Source organism: Candidatus Pelagibacter bacterium nBUS_36 (assembly GCF_051201215.1).
In the GTDB taxonomy this organism is placed as follows: domain Bacteria; phylum Pseudomonadota; class Alphaproteobacteria; order Pelagibacterales; family Pelagibacteraceae; genus Pelagibacter.
This window is the reverse complement of record NZ_CP172839.1, coordinates 125,001-141,207: the sequence shown is the minus strand read 5'-3', so window position 1 is coordinate 141,207 and position 16,207 is coordinate 125,001. Positions and strand designations below refer to the sequence as shown.

Sequence of the window (16,207 nt, the reverse complement as noted above, 5' to 3'; positions counted from 1 at the left end):
AAATAAGAAAAAAGTTAAGATAATTAAAAAAATTGCAATTTTTTTATTTTTTATTTTTTAATATTTTTAAATCCATTTAAAAGATTTGAAACAGTAGTTTTGTTAATCAAAGATATAACACTTTCAGAATTAAATGCATTATGACTAGTAACAATACAATTATTTAATTTTAAAATTTTATTATTTTTATTTACAGGTTCTTTAGCAAAAACATCTAATCCTGCGGCTGTTATTAATCTATTTTTAAGAGCTATATATAAATCATCAATGTCAACAACTTGTCCTCTACAAACATTAATCAAAATAAGATTTTTCTTCATAACTTTTAATTCTTTTTTTGTTATCATATGTTTGGATTTATTATTTAAATCTACACTTAGGAACAATATATCAGAATTTTTAAAAATATTATTTTTGCTAGTAGTTTTTATTTTTTGTTTTTTTAAATCATTAATTAAAAACTTAACTTTATATCCAGATAATCTTTTTTTAATCATTCTACCAATTTTTCCAAAACCAATAATTCCAACTGTTTTTCCAGTTAAATTAGTGCATATTCTTTTAGACCAAACTCCTTTTAATATATCGCTATAATTATGATGAATATTTCTTGTTATAGAAAACATTAAAGCTAAAGCATGATCAGCAACACTGTCTGTAAATGCTCCTGGGGAATTAAAAACTTTTATATTTTTTTGTTTTGCATATTCCAAATCAATTGAGTCTAGACCAGTTCCCCATTTAGAAATTATTTTTAATTTATTAGCTTTTGATAAAACTTTTTTATCTAATTGATCATCGCCACAAATTATTCCATCATATTTTGATATTATTTTAATTAAATCTTTTACTGCTGCATACTGTTTTACATGCAAAAAATCATAACTGATATTATTCTTTTCAAACAAGTGTTTATACTTATCAAAGTCGTCGATTAATAATCGCCATGTAACCAATATTTTTTTTTTCATAATTTTATTTATTTAATTAATAGATTGTTATTTCTCATCATATACCACAAATATTTCAAATGTACTCAACAAAAAAATTCATTTTTAATAAAATTCATCCACTTGTTAAGTGGTTCTTTTGATGGCATATAAAAATTTTTAAAAAATTTATTTATTATTAATTGGTTTTGATTTGACCACCATTTTTTTTCAATATCATTAATATTTTTGTTTAGATAATCAGCAGCTTTTTCTTCCGAAAAGAAAGCAATTTTATTTTTAACAAGCAAATCGTATTCTTTTTTAAATTTTCGATCAAATTTCCATTTATCCAAATCACATAACAAGATTGTTGGACCATGTAACATAGACTCCAAAAAACCAGTTTGTGGATATGAGCAAATAATAATTTTAGATTCTAATCTTATAGAATTAAAACTTCTAATAGGAGCAATTTTTTGGTGACCTATATTTTTTTTTAAATATTTTAAAAATCTTTCATCATTAGATCTTTTAGGTGAGTAAATAAAATTGTCTTTTAAATCTTTATCAAGAAGATTATAGAAATCTATAACATTTGGTTTTTTGTTTATTAGATCTGTAACACCTAATGGGCCAGGAATTATACCAGAAGGAAATTTATTAAGTTCATATCCCATATACAATATATGTTGACTCTTTTTTTGTTTTTTTTTTTAAAATTAATAAAAAAAGGAATTGGCAATTTTAATTTTTTATTTTTATATTGATTAAACCATTGAATATATTTTTTTGATATTAGATAATCATAATCAAAAACTGGAGATATAGTTTGATGATGTCCACCATGACAGATAGAAAAAAAATTTATTTTTTTCTCAATTTTATTTGCTACCCAAAATTTAAAAATTTCGTCATGGTAATGCTTAAAAGATGAGAATATTACTTTAGGAGTTAATTGAATTTTTTTTGTCAGCATATTGACACTTTTAAAATAAGTTGTGTATATTTGAGGTAAATCTTGGATTATATTTTCATCAATGTAATCATCAAATAAGTTATTCCTATTTTTATTTTTTAGTACTAAATTTTTTTCTTTAGTTAATAATTTAAATTTACCTCGAATCTCATACCAATTAAATATTTGATATCCACCTAATGGAATTTGTTTTAATTTTAAATTTAAAAGAATAAAATCTTTAATTCTAAAACCACCCATTAACAAAACTGGATTTTTTTTTGTAATAAAATGTAATAGTCTATCAAAAATATTTATTATTGGATATTTTGAATTTTTTAATTTTAAATTATTATCTAGATTATTTTTTTTTTCTAATTTTAATTTTTTTTTATTTTTAAAAATCTTAATTTTATATCCTTTAGATTTTAAAAATAAAATTATTCTTAAGAAACTTTTATAATTATATTCTTCGCAACTTGAAGATTTATTATAAAAACCTATCGTATCTAATGTTAAATTTTGTAATGAACTGTAATGAATATTAATAAATAAATTATTATTCTCTATAGTTTTTTTTATCAATTTAAATCTAATGTATTGATAAGGAAGATAATAGCCTAGCCACACATAAAGTAATACTCTCCAGTATTTTAAACTATATTTTGTTTTATGAAGGTTGTTTAAATATTTTGATAAAATTTTTATATATATATTTATTTTTTTTTTTATTCTTTTATAGTCTTTTTGTCTTACATTATAATCATTCCAATCATTTTGTATTAATTGATCTTTGTTTATTTTTCTTAATGAATGTAGGTCATCAAAACACCAATCTCCTAAATAAAATTTTTTTGATAAATTTTTGCGTCTAGCTAATCTATGCGTATTTGAAACAATTAATTCAATCAATTTTTTTTTTTTAATTTTTTAAAGTACAAAATAACTACAAAAACTTTGTCCTTGAAAATATTTAAGTTCATGTTTTTTTAAGTCAAAGTTTTTTAACAATGCTTCTACCTCACCTGGAAATTCTGGATGATTTAATTCATCAAAGACTAAAACTGAACCTTTAAATAATCTTGGTAATATTGCTTTTATACAATCATTTGTTGGCTTAAATACATCCATATCAAAAATTGCAAGAGAAATTAACATATGAGGATTTTTATTTAAAAAACTTTTAATTGTCTTACTAGCATCCCCCTTAATTAAGTCATACTTCTTTATATGATCTAAAGGAGCATTTTCCTCCTCTAAACGCATCAGATTATCGAGAAAATTTTCATAACCTTTTGGAACAGAATAATCTCCTTTTTTCCATTTTTGTTTTTTTTCTTTATCAGTTAAATTTTTTGTAAAACCTTCAAAAGTATCAAATCCATAAATTTTTCTTGAATAATTATAAGGCTCATAGATTGCCCTAAGTTTTGCCAATAATGTTAATGTTGCACCAAATTCAACTCCAAACTCACAAATTACGCCAGGTTTGTTAATTATTAAATTATAAATTTGATTGTAATAAAGTATTCTTGAGATTGATCTTCTATCATTGATTAGAAGACTGGTTGCTAAATTACTTGCATTAATATCTAAAATTTTTTTGTAAACGTTTCTTTTATCTAGAATAATTTTTGAATCTTTTTCTGACTCAAAGTTACTTCTGCCAATACCTTTTTTATTTATTTTTCTCATTTATTTAATTTAAATATAAATAAATTTTTTTATATTACTACTATTAATTTATCATAAATAAAAATAAAAGATCTTTAAATATCATTTAAAATTATTTTCTTACATCTGGGACCTTCGTTAAAAATAAGATCTAAAATAGAAAGATTTGGGAAAAACTTATCACTTAATTGATTATACTTTGGGTGTTTATAGTCTTGAAATTCTATAGCAATATTTTTTTTTTTAAATGACTCAATTGCTGCATAATTCTTACCTTGTGACCCAAATATAAATTTGCTTGCTTTAAGTTTCTCACACATATCTAAAACTAATTCTGATTTTTTGCCACTAAAATTAAATTCACTTGCTTTAACAATTTTAACATTAATATCAATAACCCTTAAGAAAAAAACCAATAATTCAAAGTTTAAATCTACTAAAAATTTATAATCTTTTTTTAAAATATTTGTAAAATCACCAAAATATTCCTCAAAATATTTTGCTTTTTTATAACTTAATTCAATTGATTTAAGATGTTTTTTTTTCCAAAAATCACCCACTATTTTCACATCTCTAATTGTTTTATTAAATCTATTACTATCTTCAATTGGTACTGAAAGCCATACTACATTTCCATTATTTAAAATCCTATTTCTGTTATTAAAATCTTTCCTTTGATACTGAACGATATCAAAATAACAAAATAAATCAGATGAACTAATCTTATCAAATAAGCCTAGCCAAGGTAAATAGCATGGCTGATGAGCTGTTAATATCATTTCCTTTTTTTTTTATAATATCCCTTTTTTACTATCATTGGATTACCTGATATTAAAGAATATGGGGGGATTTTAACTGGATCTACTATTGTTCCTGCGGCAATAACTGAATGATGACCTATGTGCGCCCCACCCTTGATCATCGAATAACAGCCTATAAAAACATTATTTTCAATTATAATTTTTTTTCGTGAAATTCTTTTTGACAACCCCACACATCTTAGGTGTGAGTCTGCCACATTTATAGAAACAAATGCAGCAATATCACAATTCGTTCCAATTTTAACATCTGAATTAGTTGCATTAATTTCAGAAAAACCTCCAATAAATGTTTTTTTACCAATACGTGGTTTTCCACTTATCCAAACTAAAGGGTGATAGGGATTTTCTTGAAAGTTTAATGTCTTAATTAATTTTTTTTTAAATTCTGATTTAATCATTATAAGTTATCTTATCTACTAAATCCGAAGAATTAACAATATTTTTAAATTCCATCAGAGATTTTTTTTTAAATTTAGTATTTAAAAAAAAACTAATATTTTTTAAAATTTTTTTTTTTAAAAATTCATAGTTATCTTTATAAATTATATATTTAAATAACTTAAATTTAATTAAAAATTTAGTAAAATTTTGATTTTTCCAGAGAATAATAGAAATAGTTTTTTTTCCGTATTGCAAGGACTCATAAACTGTTAAACCACCAGCACAAATTACTAAATCTGATTTCTTCAATAAACTATCCAGACCAGATGGTGAGATAAAAATTTTAATATTGTTATAATATCTATACTTTTTGATTAATGAATATTTATTTTTATAATATGGTCCAATGACAAGATAAAATTCAAATTTTGGATTATTACAAATTTCTATTATTTTTTCTGACAAATTATAGTGATCCATTGCACCAAATGAGATTAATATCCTGAAAGTTCTTTTATTATTTTTTAAAATATCAATTTTTTTTTCTAGCATTGGGGCATATTTATAACCCAGTAACTTTGTTTTAGATTTATAGCTGTAAATATCCTTGGTAATAAAATAATTTATTACAAAATCAACTTTATAATTTTTTCCAAGATCATCTATATAACCAACTTTGTGAAAAAGTTTTTTCAAATTTTTTATATCTTTTAATCTAATTTTATAAATATCAAAAATTAAAATTTTATAGCTATTTAAAAAACTTAAATGATTTTTTTTTAATAATTTATAATCAACAAATTTAAAATTTTTTATTTTATTTTTGTTTATCAATTCTAAATTCATTTTATTAAAATCAATTAAAAAAAAAGATTCATAACCTGCTTTTTTTAAAATTTTTGAATATTTCAAACACCTATAAAAATGCCCTAGACCAACATCTGAATTACATACTACTAAGAAAAAAAAAACTTTCTTCATTTTTGCAAAATCACAGTAAAATCATGCTCTAAATAATTATGAAATAAAATATTCTTTTTATTTATTTCAAAAATAATCTCCATAATTTTTAATGGATTATGATAAAATTCATCATAATGGTAATTTTTAGCATATATACTCAAAAAATTAATAGCCAAACCTTTTTTTGCAATTTTATACAATTTTTTAATCAAGATTCGAATTTTTTTCTCATGATTTTCCTCAGGAAGATTTAAAGCACCTGATAAAAAAATATAATCAAAATTATTTTCTTTGAAAGCAATTTTTTTCAAAAAATTACCATGTACCAAATTAATTTTTTTGAATTTTTTTTTTGATATTTCTAGCATATCTAAATTATTATCCATACCTGTATAGTTGGTGTTAATTTTTTTTTTATTTAAAAAATTATAAAAGGAACATGTTCCGCAACCTATATCTAAAATTTCTTTGTTATTTAAATTTCCGATTTTTAAAAAAGTTTCAAATCTTTTTTTTTTGACTCTTTGACGAGCCCCAGCCGTTTATTGAGTGATCTTTTGTATATTTTTTACAATTAGAACTATAAAAATTGTTTATTTTTTTCATAAAATTGAACAGTTTTTTTTATTCCTTTTTCTATATTAAAACTAATCTTTAATTTATTTTTTTTTGCTAAAGTTGAGCTTGCTCTAAAATTTCCCACTTCTTCCAACCTTTCCTTAAAAAATTTTATATTCGATTGTGTTTTTGTTATTTTTTTAATTAATTTTGCTAAACTTATTATCTTTATAGAGTTTCCTGATACCAAATTATATATATTGCTTTTGATACTTTTACATTTTATTAAAAAATTCACCACATCATCAATAAATATAAAATCTCTGGATTGATTTCCTTTGCCAAAAATTTTAATTAATTTATTTTTTAATGCATTTTTAATAAATATGTTTATTACCCCCACTTCTCCAATTTTTGGTTGAAATGGTCCATATATATTTCCCACTCTAATTACAGAACAATTTAACTTAAATTTTTTACTATAATATTCAACATAATCTTCAGCACATTTTTTTGAAATCCCATAGGAAAACTCTGGTTTTGTAACTGAGTTTTCATCAAACTTTTCTTTTTTGGCTTTTCCATAAACTGCTATGCTAGAAATAAATATAAATTTTTTAATTTTATGTTTTTTTATAATTTCTAAAAAATTCACTGTTGAAATAATTGAGGTAAAAATATCATTATAAACATCTTCTTTAAAAACAGACTCATTAATAGTGGCACTTAGATGGTAAATGTAATCTATTTTTTTTTTTGTTACTATTTTTTCTAAAAAGGTAAAATCTGAAACATTTCCATAAATTTTCTTTACTTTTTTTGAGACAAAGTTTTGGTTTTTATTACTCAGATTGTCTATGACATAAACTCTGTTACTTTTTTCATTTATAAGTTTATTGGCTAAATAAGATCCTACAAACCCATAGCCTCCTGTAATTAAATAGTTCATATTTTAAAATAATTTTTTTTTAAAACTGAACCCCTAGTTAAATCAAGTTTTAGTTTTTTATTTAAATATTTTCTAAGGTCTGATGGCAGTAGCCCTTTAGAATTTTTTTGATATATCACATGTTCTTTTTTTATTTTTTCATTTTTTTTTAAGTTAATGTTTATTACACATCCCAATCTGACTTCATCTTTAAATTTTTTTTCTATTTTTGATGGCTTGATTTCCTCTGACCCCATTCGCAAGATACTTTCTTTAATGCTATCAACATAAATTTTCATTTCTTCAGGATTGCAACTAAATGAATGATCTGGACCATTTAAATTTTTATTTATAGTAAAATGCTTTTCAAACACTTTCGCACCAAGTGCTACAGCTTGACATGCTGCTTGAGGACCTATCGAATGGTCTGAAAAACCTATTTTTAATTTATATTTTTTTTTTAATGACGTAATCCTTCGAAGATTTAAGTATTTATTTTCTGTTGGATACTGACTCACACAATGAAGTAAAATAGGTTTTATAGTTGAATTTTTTTTAATTACTCTTAGGGCTTCATCAATATCACGTTTATCAGCCATTCCTGTAGAAAGGATAATTTGAAATTTTTTTTTTGCCATGTATTCAATCAAATCTAAATGCACTAAATAATCTGACCCATTCTTAATTACTTTTAAATTATGTTTTTTAAGATGATCAATTCCTTGTGTAGACGTTGGGGTTGATAAAAAGTCTATATTTTTTTTTTTACATAAATTGATTAATTTTTTAGTCCACTCATTTCTATATTCAGACTTTTTACAAATATCATAAAGAGATTTTGTTATTTTTTTTTTCCCAACATAATATGTGTGTGTTAAATTTTTATTTTTTATAAAATCTTCTGTAATAAAATTTTGAAATTTAACTGCATCAACTCCACACTCAGCAGCTTTGATTATACTTTCTTTTGCAATTGAAAATTTACCATTATGATTTAGACCAATTTCAGCAATAATATATGGGGTTTTTTTTATCATCCATTTATCATTCTTTTATTTTTATCACCTTAAAACACTCTGCAAAATCTAAATTAGATTGCATTCCTCTAAAGCTAGCTAAAATTTTAATACCTTCAGTTGATCTGGGATGAGGAAAGTTTCTAACTTCATCTTTATAAGCCTTAATTGCTTTAATTTTAATTTCTAGGGTTTTTGAAATATCAAAAAAATAATCTCCATTAAACACATTATTATTATTATGAAAATTTAACCCTGTAGATGAGAGAATCTCATATGATAATATTTTATATTTCTTTAGATCATAAAATCTTGTAGCTGTAACTGTTGCTTTCGAAGTTAATTGGTGATCAATATTTAAGTCATCTACATTATGGGTCAATATGATATCTGGTTTTATTTTACTAATTTCTTTTTCTAGCACTTTGCAAATTTTCAACAAAGGAATTGTGTCAAAAGAATTATCTGGAAAATTTTCAAATTTAATATTTTTAATTCCAATAATTTTACAAGCTTCTATTGAATGTTTTTTTCTTTTTTTTATACTAATGGAAGATTTAGATCTCGAGCTCAAACCATCTGACAAAAAAATTATACTCGCTGTATAACCTTGATATTTTACCAAGTGAGATACCATTCCAGCGCAGCCTAAAGTTTCGTCATCTGGATGAGCTGAAATAACTAAAATTTTTTTTTTCATTTTTACTATTTATTTTAAAATTTTTTCTGCTTTTCTCCAGTCTTGTAATGTATTAATATCAATAACATTATCATGGCTTAATTGAAATACTTTAGATCTATTTTGAAAAACTTTTTTATTCTTTAAAAAAACTTGTGTTCTTGCAAAATAAAATTGTCCACTATCAATAAAAATTCTTTTTGGTAAATCTTGTGAGTTTTTATAATAATTTTTAGGAAACAACATATTGGGTCTCATTTGGCTTAATTTAAACGATCTATAAAAAGAGTTATCAATTGAATGTCCAGAAAAAACATAATCTATATTTTTTGATGTTCTTAAAATCTTGTAAGCACTCAATATATCATTGGGTTTTATAAAGACTGCTGTTGGGAGAACACAACAAACATAATTTGGTATTATCTTATTTTTTTTTGCTAAATTTTGTAAAAAATTTTTTATTACTTCAATAATTCCAGACTTATCATCAGCCAAACCTTTGTTTCTCAAAAAGGGTATTTCGGAACCATACTTGATAGATATTTTGCTTATTAACTTTGAGTCTGTTGAAGTAAATATATTATTAAAGAGTTTAGTTTTTTTTAAAATATTAATTGGATAAGATATAATAGGCTTTCCATTAAATTTCTTAATATTTTTATTTTTAATTCTTTTACTGCCTGATCTTGCTGGAATTATTGCTATAATCATTCCACAAATTTTTTAATAATGTTAATAATTTTTTTTTGGTCATTTATTTTTAGACCAACATAAATTGGTAATGATATAGCTGTATCATAATGCCATTCTGAATTTGGGAAATCACCTTTTTTAAAATTAAGTTTTTTATAAAATGGATGTAAATGAATTGGTATATAATGAACATTTAAATTTATACCTCTTTTTGACATATATTTAAAAAAAAAATTTTTATTAATTTTGTTTGTGTCTATATTGATTGCGTATAAATGATGGGAACTTAAATTTTCTTTTTCTATTTTTGGTAACTTAAAACCACAATCGCGCATATTTTTATCATAAAAATTAGCTATAGAGTTTCTTTTTTTTACAAAACTATTTATCTGCTTAACTTGTGATAAACCCAATGCACACTCTATTTCATTTAAATGATAATTATGACCTAGATAAATTTGCTCATAATACCAGTTGCCCTCATTTTTTTTAATAAATTCGCTGGGATTTTTTGTTATACCATTGTTTCTAAATAGTATAATTCTTTTATAAATTGAATAATTATTAGTGCAAACCATTCCACCTTCTGCTGAAGTTATTGTTTTAATTGGATGAAAACTAAAAACGGTTGCATCTGACCATTTTGATGAACCAACAAATTGATCAAATCTTTTTGCTCCCAGTGAATGAGATGCATCTTCTAATATTTTAAAACCAAATTTTTTGGATAATTTATAAATTTTCTCTTGGAATGTGGCCTGGCCAGCAAAATGTACCGATATTAAAAGCTTAGGTAATTTATTTTGTTTTTTTGCTTTTATTAATTTTTGTTCTAAATAATCAATATCAATATTTTTATATTCTTTATCTATGTCAACAAAGTCTATTTTTGCCCCAAAATGTAAAGCACAATTCGCACTTGCCACAAAAGAATTTGGCACAGTCCAGACAATGTCATTCTTTGAAATATTTAGCCCAAAACAGGCTGACGTTAAAGCACTACTAGCACTATTAAAGCCAACGGTATATTTGCAATTAACATAATTCTTTATTGCTTTTTCAAATTTAACAAGATTGTCTCCTCTTGTAATGATGGTCTTTTTTAATGTTTTTTTAATTAATTCAATATCAGAATTTGATATTGATTGCCTATTATAGGGAATCATCTCTAATTATTTTTTGCACATCAGAAATCTTTAAGAACATTTTATTGTTGTCTGATCGATATTCAAAATCTTTTGGAACTTTTTTTCCTTTTTCTTTGGTTAAGCTAACATTATAAATATTATTTTTCATAAAAAAACTTATACTTGGTTTTATTACATAATAATTTTTAAACTCAATTACATCATTATTAATCTCTTTTGAAAATAATATTTCATGCAGTTTCTCACCAGGCCTAATACCAATTTCTTTTAGTTTTATTTTTTTATTAATAGACTTGGCCACATCAACTATTTTGGCTGATGGTATCTTTGGAACAAATATCTCTCCTCCTCGCATAAGACTCAAACTATTTAATATAAAATTAACACTTTGCTCAAGCGATATCCAAAAACGAGTCATCTCAAAATCTGTAATTGGTAAGTAATCAGAATTTAATTTTATCAATTTTCTAAAATAAGGAATAACAGAACCTCTTGAATTAATTACATTTCCATATCTAACAACCGAAAATCTTGTTTGGTAAGAACCAGACAAATTGTTTGCAGCTATCACAAGTTTATCCGCCGCAAGTTTACTTGCTCCATACAAATTTATTGGATTTACAGCTTTATCTGTTGATAAAAGTAAAAATTTTTTAATTCCATTTTCTCTTGCAACAGAAATTAAATTTTCTGTTCCATTAATGTTTGTTTTGATACATTCAGTCGGATTATACTCGGAGGTGTCTACTTGTTTCATAGCAGCAGCATGTATTAAAATATCCACATCTCTTGTAGCAATTTTAAGACGATCTTTATCTCTAATATCTCCTATAAAATATCTTAAAAATTTATGTTTTTTTGGAGATAATTCTTGTTGCATTTTATATTGCTTAAGTTCATCTCTTGAAAAAATAATAAGTTTTTTTGGATTATAATTTTTAACAATATATTTTACAAAAAGAGAACCAAATGATCCCGTACCACCTGTGATTAAAATTGATTTATTATTTATCATTCAAGATTTTATAATTTGATAATTAGTTTAATTAAATATTTTATGTTTTTAAAAAAATGCATACTTTTAGCTTAGTTTATTGATAATTCTTTTATTATAGAAATCAAACCCTCTTTTATTGTAACACTCTCTTTTGGATAAAATTTTAATTCCGGTCTTTTTTTATATGTATAAGGTGTAACATTATAATGTCCATATTTTGTTACTTTTTGATAAGTAGGTTTTGATTTAATTTTTAAAATTTTTGACAAGAGGTCCATAATTTTAGTGATTTTAATATTTTTTTTACCAGTTATTAGTATATCTTTATTCTCATATCTTTTATTTAAAATTGCACAACTTGCTTTTGCAGCATCAGAAACCTCTATATATCTCCTTATAGCTTTTGAAGTGCCTCCTGAGTAATTTAATTTTTTATATTTTAACGCGTCAGACACTATTTTTGTTAGGTTATTTCTTTTATCAGCTTTAGGACCATAAACTGTACCAAATCTCAATATTGTATAATTAAGAGAATGTCTTTTATTAAATTCTTCAATAAAGAGCTCGGATGCTTGTTTGCTAATCCTATAAAATCCACCCTGGTCACTATGAACATAAATTGAGCTAGCAAAAACAAACCTTTTAATTTTGTATTTTACACATAAATTTAAAATTGAAATAGTAGACATTATATTAATCTCACAAGTTTTTAATGGATTTTGCATCGCATCTCCAATATCTGCTATTCCTGCAAAATGATAAACTATATCTGAATTTTTAATTGCCTTAGTTAATTTTTTTTTATTTTTTAAATTTGATATTATAAATTTATTTTCTTTACTTAAATATTTTGATCTTTTTTTATCAAAAATCGTAACTTTATAATTTTTTTTAAGAAGTATTTTAGAAATATTTGATCCTAAAAAACCACTACCACCTATAATTAAAACTTTTTTATTCTTATTGATCATGTTCTACTTTTAAAAGAAATTATAATTAAAAATATATTATTATTATTTCGATATAAAAAAAATAAATAAATTTCAAAATTACCTAAATTAAATCTTTTTGATCATATTTATTAAATTTTTATATCAGAAAATTATAAATTTGAATTGATTAAAATCGATATTAATTATATTAATCCGTAATAACATAATAAATTAAACTATAAATCAATAATGAATAAAATCTTAAAAGATATAACTGTAGTGGTACCTGTTAAATCTAAATCTGAAAGAGTTAAAAATAAAAATTTAAAAAGATTTGGCAATACTTCACTTTATCATCTTAAGCTTAAACAGTTAAAAAAAACAAAAATGTTTAATAAAATAATAGTGTCTTCAGAAGATCAAAAAATATTAGATTATGCATTAAAAAAAGGGTTTGGTATTCACAAGAGAGACAAATATTACTCTACTTCTAAAGTGCCTATGAGTGAGGTATATTCTTATATAGCTTCAGAGATTAGTGGGGAAAATATAGCTTGGGTCAATGTGACAAACCCATTGGCAGATAGTTTTATTTATGATGAAGCAGCAAAACTATATTTAAAAATGAATTTAAAAAAATACGATTGTTTATTAAGTGCAAATACAAATAGACAAAATTATTTTTATAAAAATAAAACTGTAAACTTTAAGCCATCGCCATGGCCAAGGTCTCAAGACTTAATTCCATTAATTTCACTTCCATTTGTAATAAATATTCTCAAAAGAAAAAGTATGATTAAATGGGGATCTTGTGTAGGAAAAAAACCAAAATTTTTTGGTCTTAACCCTTTATTATCTTTAGATATTGATGATCAATTTAATTTTGATATTTGTGAAATGATATTTAAAAATAAAATTTTCAAAAAAATAAAAAGAAAAGATGTTTTTGAAGAAATTCTTTAATAAATTGAGAATAAATTAATGTTCAGCTATATTTAAACCTACATTTATAAATAAGGTGTATACTTGATATAATTTTAATTTTAATGAAAAGTATAAGTTTAATTAAAAGTATTTTTGATTTTAAAGTTGATAGAAATAAAAAACCCTTTTTTACATCTTTAAAAATTTTTAAATTTTTAAAAAAAACTAAATATGATAATGATTTAGATGAGATAAATTTAAAATTATCAAAAATATTTAATATACCAAAAAAAATTATATCAGAAGATCTAAAAAAAAGTTTTTTCTCTAAATTCAATTTTACTAATGGAAAATTTGATCAAAACATAAATAATAAGCGAATACTATTTGACTTGATTTCCTTGGTATTTTTTATTTTTTGGTACAAGATTTTCTCAAAGAAAATGGTTTCGAAAAATAAAGCTGATATATTTTTTGATGAACTAGATAATAACGATCATTTAAAATTTTGTGAAAAATTACATATTAAATTTAAAAAAAAAAGCTTATTCTTAATAAAAAAATTTAGTAAAAAAAAAAATTGTAATTTAAAAATAATTTCATTTAAAAAATTTTGTATCTATAATTCAAATACTCTTAATGGTAATTTTTTGAATTTTTTAAAAATTATAATTCAAATTTTTTTAATATCAAAAAAAAATAAAATTAATCTTTTTGCAGTATATAATTTATTAATATTTAGAATATTTAAATACGATAAAATTTTTACAGAAAATAAGACAAAATATTATTTTTCATATAAGTTCTACAACACATCTTTGATTAAAAATTTTATTTATAAAAAAAAAGGTGGTCTAAAGATTTCCTATTTTCAAAAAAATTTAGCTGAACTAAGCATTAGTTTTTTCATAAAAACAGATATTTTATTTTCATTAGGTACGGGCACTACAAAAAATTTAAAGATATTAGGATCAAAAATTCAAAATATTATTCCAGTAGGCTCTCTAATGCTTGAGTCTGAAATTAATAAATTAAATACAAAAAATGATAAAATCGATATTCTTAATATTGGAATAAATTGGTCACACAGAAATCATACGTCAAACATCGATAATAAAATTGAAAAATATTATTATGATCACTTAAAATGGTTAAAAAAAATTTCAAATAAGTTTCCAAATTTAAAAATTTTAATTAAACATCATACTAATTATAAAGGTGATAAAAAAGAAATGAAAATTTTAAAAGGAACAAATATAAAAGTTGTTTCAAATTCTAATGATCGAAACACGTATCAATATATTAATGATAGTAAAATTATTACATCTTTTGGATCAACAATGATTTTGGAGGCCAAATCGCTAAATAAAAATTGTTTTTTTTTAGATCCAAATGGAAAGAACGAGTCCTATTTTAAATTTTTAAGAAATAATACTAAGCTAAGAATTACATCTTACGATCAATTTGAAAGTACTGTTAATAAAAATTTATTAGAGTCAAATATTTCAAAATTAAGTTATAAAAATAATAATGAGAACTATTGTATTGATAGTTCTAAAGTTTCAGATAAAATTTATAATAATTTGATCTCCAATTAAACTTTTTTTAAAACAACTCTGTAATGATCTGATAATAGATTATCGTCTAAAAATTTCTGCATTTTAAAAATTTTTTTTAATTCTATTTTTTTTGATGGACCAATGATTGTTTGGATATCCAAACCATTAGTTTCAATATCAATGATTTTCAAATTTTTTTTTTTGCACAAAACTTCAATAAATTTCTTACTAAAAAAATATAGATGTCTCCCTTTTTCTAAAAATCGTGGAGCATCATAGTTTTTATTTTTTATGAAATACATTAAGGTAGAGTTTGCACTTGGAAATTCCATAAACAAATAGCCACCAGGCTTTAAATAATTTAATATAAATTGAATGAACTTAGATGGTTCGTTTAAATGCTCTAATACTCCCCATAAAGTTATGCAATCAAATTTTTTTTTAGTCGTATTTAAATTATTATAAAATTTTATATTATTTTTTTCTTCATAATTATTAAATTTTTTATCTATTCCTGTTAAATTTTTAATTCCATTTTTTTTTAAACATTTAAGAAAACCTCCATCACCACAACCAAAATCTAATAAATCAAAATTTTTTTTTTTAAATAATGACATTACTTGTTCAGCTTTTCTTTGATTAATAACATTGCCTCTTAATTTTTTTTTCGTTTTTTTTTCAAAAAAAACTTTGCTGTAAAGTGAATAAATTCCTTTTTTTGAATAGATAATATCTAATCCATTATCATTTATCATTGGGTCAATTGAAATAGTGTTGCAGAAGTTACATTCAATGAAAGTAAATGGTTTTATAAAAAATTGAAGATTATTTTTTAAAAGTTTTGAGCCACAGGGGCAAAATTTTTTCTTAAAAAGATATTTTTTTTTACTCTGACTGTTTTTAAAAAAATTTTTTTTTAGAAAAGTTTCAAAACTTTTTTCAACTAATTTCATTTCACTTAGTTTTTTTAACTTAAATAAATTAATTTGATTTTTTTTTACAGCTGAAATTGTTTTTTTCATTAGTTTAAAATAATATTATATATTT

At 22.6% G+C, this 16,207-nt stretch carries 17 protein-coding genes and 1 pseudogene; 2 read left to right on the top strand and 16 right to left on the bottom strand.

Annotated elements, in window-relative coordinates; all coding sequences use genetic code 11:
* Positions 1–50: 50 nt before the first annotated feature.
* The 15 genes and pseudogenes from ACIJYI_RS00730 to ACIJYI_RS00660 form a co-directional block, all read right to left on the bottom strand.
* The gene (locus tag ACIJYI_RS00730) at positions 51–971 is read right to left on the bottom strand and encodes an NAD(P)-dependent oxidoreductase (RefSeq protein ID WP_435114221.1); all 921 of its coding nucleotides are present in this window, start codon (positions 969–971) and stop codon (positions 51–53) included.
* Positions 972–1,036: 65 nt separating this feature from the next.
* The gene (locus tag ACIJYI_RS00725; RefSeq protein WP_435114220.1) at positions 1,037–1,609 is read right to left on the bottom strand and encodes a hypothetical protein; all 573 of its coding nucleotides are present in this window, start codon (positions 1,607–1,609) and stop codon (positions 1,037–1,039) included.
* On the bottom strand, positions 1,573–2,799 hold the full coding sequence (locus ACIJYI_RS00720; RefSeq protein ID WP_435114219.1) for a hypothetical protein: 1,227 nt from the start codon (positions 2,797–2,799) through the stop codon (positions 1,573–1,575). The genes ACIJYI_RS00725 and ACIJYI_RS00720 overlap by 37 nt, the downstream gene beginning before the upstream one ends.
* A gap of 18 nt (positions 2,800–2,817) precedes the next feature.
* Positions 2,818–3,582 carry a crotonobetainyl-CoA--carnitine CoA-transferase gene (locus ACIJYI_RS00715; RefSeq protein ID WP_435114218.1) on the bottom strand — a complete coding sequence of 255 codons (765 nt, stop codon included), beginning with the start codon at positions 3,580–3,582 and terminating at the stop codon, positions 2,818–2,820.
* A gap of 74 nt (positions 3,583–3,656) precedes the next feature.
* The gene (locus tag ACIJYI_RS00710) at positions 3,657–4,340 is read right to left on the bottom strand and encodes a WbqC family protein (RefSeq protein ID WP_435114217.1); all 684 of its coding nucleotides are present in this window, start codon (positions 4,338–4,340) and stop codon (positions 3,657–3,659) included.
* On the bottom strand, positions 4,337–4,780 hold the full coding sequence (locus tag ACIJYI_RS00705; protein ID WP_435114216.1) for an acyltransferase: 444 nt from the start codon (positions 4,778–4,780) through the stop codon (positions 4,337–4,339). Before ACIJYI_RS00705 ends, ACIJYI_RS00710 begins: the two co-directional genes overlap by 4 nt.
* Complete coding sequence (locus tag ACIJYI_RS00700) at positions 4,773–5,744, bottom strand: DUF354 domain-containing protein (protein WP_435114215.1); 972 nt, start codon at positions 5,742–5,744, stop codon at positions 4,773–4,775. Before ACIJYI_RS00700 ends, ACIJYI_RS00705 begins: the two co-directional genes overlap by 8 nt.
* Positions 5,741–6,241: pseudogene (locus ACIJYI_RS00695) on the bottom strand (class I SAM-dependent methyltransferase); the annotation flags it as partial. The gene ACIJYI_RS00700 and the pseudogene ACIJYI_RS00695, both read right to left, overlap by 4 nt.
* A gap of 65 nt (positions 6,242–6,306) precedes the next feature.
* Complete coding sequence (locus ACIJYI_RS00690) at positions 6,307–7,233, bottom strand: NAD-dependent epimerase/dehydratase family protein (RefSeq protein WP_435114214.1); 927 nt, start codon at positions 7,231–7,233, stop codon at positions 6,307–6,309.
* A complete protein-coding gene (locus ACIJYI_RS00685) occupies positions 7,230–8,249 on the bottom strand; it encodes an N-acetylneuraminate synthase family protein (protein ID WP_435114213.1) in 1,020 nt (339 codons plus the stop codon). The genes ACIJYI_RS00690 and ACIJYI_RS00685 overlap by 4 nt, the downstream gene beginning before the upstream one ends.
* A 7-nt stretch (positions 8,250–8,256) precedes the next feature.
* Positions 8,257–8,928, bottom strand: coding sequence for a PIG-L deacetylase family protein (locus ACIJYI_RS00680; RefSeq protein WP_435114212.1), 672 nt, complete (start codon positions 8,926–8,928; stop codon positions 8,257–8,259).
* 9 nt (positions 8,929–8,937) lie between these two features.
* A complete protein-coding gene (gene pseF, locus ACIJYI_RS00675) occupies positions 8,938–9,618 on the bottom strand; it encodes a pseudaminic acid cytidylyltransferase (protein ID WP_435114211.1) in 681 nt (226 codons plus the stop codon).
* Positions 9,615–10,766 carry a UDP-4-amino-4,6-dideoxy-N-acetyl-beta-L-altrosamine transaminase gene (pseC, locus tag ACIJYI_RS00670; RefSeq protein WP_435114210.1) on the bottom strand — a complete coding sequence of 384 codons (1,152 nt, stop codon included), beginning with the start codon at positions 10,764–10,766 and terminating at the stop codon, positions 9,615–9,617. Before pseC ends, pseF begins: the two co-directional genes overlap by 4 nt.
* Entirely contained in the window at positions 10,753–11,763 is a 1,011-nt protein-coding gene (gene pseB, locus ACIJYI_RS00665) for a UDP-N-acetylglucosamine 4,6-dehydratase (inverting) (protein ID WP_435114209.1), read from the bottom strand. Before pseB ends, pseC begins: the two co-directional genes overlap by 14 nt.
* Positions 11,764–11,834: 71 nt before the next feature.
* A complete protein-coding gene (locus ACIJYI_RS00660; protein ID WP_435114207.1) occupies positions 11,835–12,716 on the bottom strand; it encodes an NAD-dependent epimerase/dehydratase family protein in 882 nt (293 codons plus the stop codon).
* Positions 12,717–12,926: 210 nt separating this feature from the next.
* Here ACIJYI_RS00660 and ACIJYI_RS00655 point away from each other — a divergent pair, with 210 nt between their 5' ends.
* Positions 12,927–13,640 carry a cytidylyltransferase domain-containing protein gene (locus ACIJYI_RS00655; protein WP_435114206.1) on the top strand — a complete coding sequence of 238 codons (714 nt, stop codon included), beginning with the start codon at positions 12,927–12,929 and terminating at the stop codon, positions 13,638–13,640.
* Between the two features lie 83 nt (positions 13,641–13,723).
* The gene (locus ACIJYI_RS00650) at positions 13,724–15,199 is read left to right on the top strand and encodes a hypothetical protein (RefSeq protein WP_435114205.1); all 1,476 of its coding nucleotides are present in this window, start codon (positions 13,724–13,726) and stop codon (positions 15,197–15,199) included.
* On the opposite strand, the gene ACIJYI_RS00645 is transcribed toward ACIJYI_RS00650, so the two are convergent.
* Complete coding sequence (locus ACIJYI_RS00645) at positions 15,196–16,182, bottom strand: class I SAM-dependent methyltransferase (protein WP_435114204.1); 987 nt, start codon at positions 16,180–16,182, stop codon at positions 15,196–15,198. The two genes, ACIJYI_RS00650 and ACIJYI_RS00645, sit on opposite strands and share 4 nt — an antisense overlap.
* Between the last annotated feature and the right edge of the window lie 25 nt (positions 16,183–16,207).

What these genes read in the sequence shown, in the direction of transcription:
- ACIJYI_RS00690 (WP_435114214.1), bottom strand. Translation starts at nt 7,233, where the DNA reads ATGAACTATTTAATTACAGGAGGCTATGGGTTTGTAGGATCTTATTTA.
- pseC (WP_435114210.1), bottom strand. Translation starts at nt 10,766, where the DNA reads ATGATTCCCTATAATAGGCAATCAATATCAAATTCTGATATTGAATTA.
- ACIJYI_RS00685 (WP_435114213.1), bottom strand. Translation starts at nt 8,249, where the DNA reads ATGATAAAAAAAACCCCATATATTATTGCTGAAATTGGTCTAAATCAT.
- ACIJYI_RS00730 (WP_435114221.1), bottom strand. Translation starts at nt 971, where the DNA reads ATGAAAAAAAAAATATTGGTTACATGGCGATTATTAATCGACGACTTT.
- ACIJYI_RS00680 (WP_435114212.1), bottom strand. Translation starts at nt 8,928, where the DNA reads ATGAAAAAAAAAATTTTAGTTATTTCAGCTCATCCAGATGACGAAACT.
- ACIJYI_RS00710 (WP_435114217.1), bottom strand. Translation starts at nt 4,340, where the DNA reads ATGATATTAACAGCTCATCAGCCATGCTATTTACCTTGGCTAGGCTTA.
- ACIJYI_RS00660 (WP_435114207.1), bottom strand. Translation starts at nt 12,716, where the DNA reads ATGATCAATAAGAATAAAAAAGTTTTAATTATAGGTGGTAGTGGTTTT.
- ACIJYI_RS00650 (WP_435114205.1), top strand. Translation starts at nt 13,724, where the DNA reads ATGAAAAGTATAAGTTTAATTAAAAGTATTTTTGATTTTAAAGTTGAT.
- ACIJYI_RS00655 (WP_435114206.1), top strand. Translation starts at nt 12,927, where the DNA reads ATGAATAAAATCTTAAAAGATATAACTGTAGTGGTACCTGTTAAATCT.
- ACIJYI_RS00725 (WP_435114220.1), bottom strand. Translation starts at nt 1,609, where the DNA reads ATGGGATATGAACTTAATAAATTTCCTTCTGGTATAATTCCTGGCCCA.
- ACIJYI_RS00715 (WP_435114218.1), bottom strand. Translation starts at nt 3,582, where the DNA reads ATGAGAAAAATAAATAAAAAAGGTATTGGCAGAAGTAACTTTGAGTCA.
- pseB (WP_435114209.1), bottom strand. Translation starts at nt 11,763, where the DNA reads ATGATAAATAATAAATCAATTTTAATCACAGGTGGTACGGGATCATTT.
- ACIJYI_RS00645 (WP_435114204.1), bottom strand. Translation starts at nt 16,182, where the DNA reads ATGAAAAAAACAATTTCAGCTGTAAAAAAAAATCAAATTAATTTATTT.
- ACIJYI_RS00700 (WP_435114215.1), bottom strand. Translation starts at nt 5,744, where the DNA reads ATGAAGAAAGTTTTTTTTTTCTTAGTAGTATGTAATTCAGATGTTGGT.
- ACIJYI_RS00705 (WP_435114216.1), bottom strand. Translation starts at nt 4,780, where the DNA reads ATGATTAAATCAGAATTTAAAAAAAAATTAATTAAGACATTAAACTTT.
- pseF (WP_435114211.1), bottom strand. Translation starts at nt 9,618, where the DNA reads ATGATTATAGCAATAATTCCAGCAAGATCAGGCAGTAAAAGAATTAAA.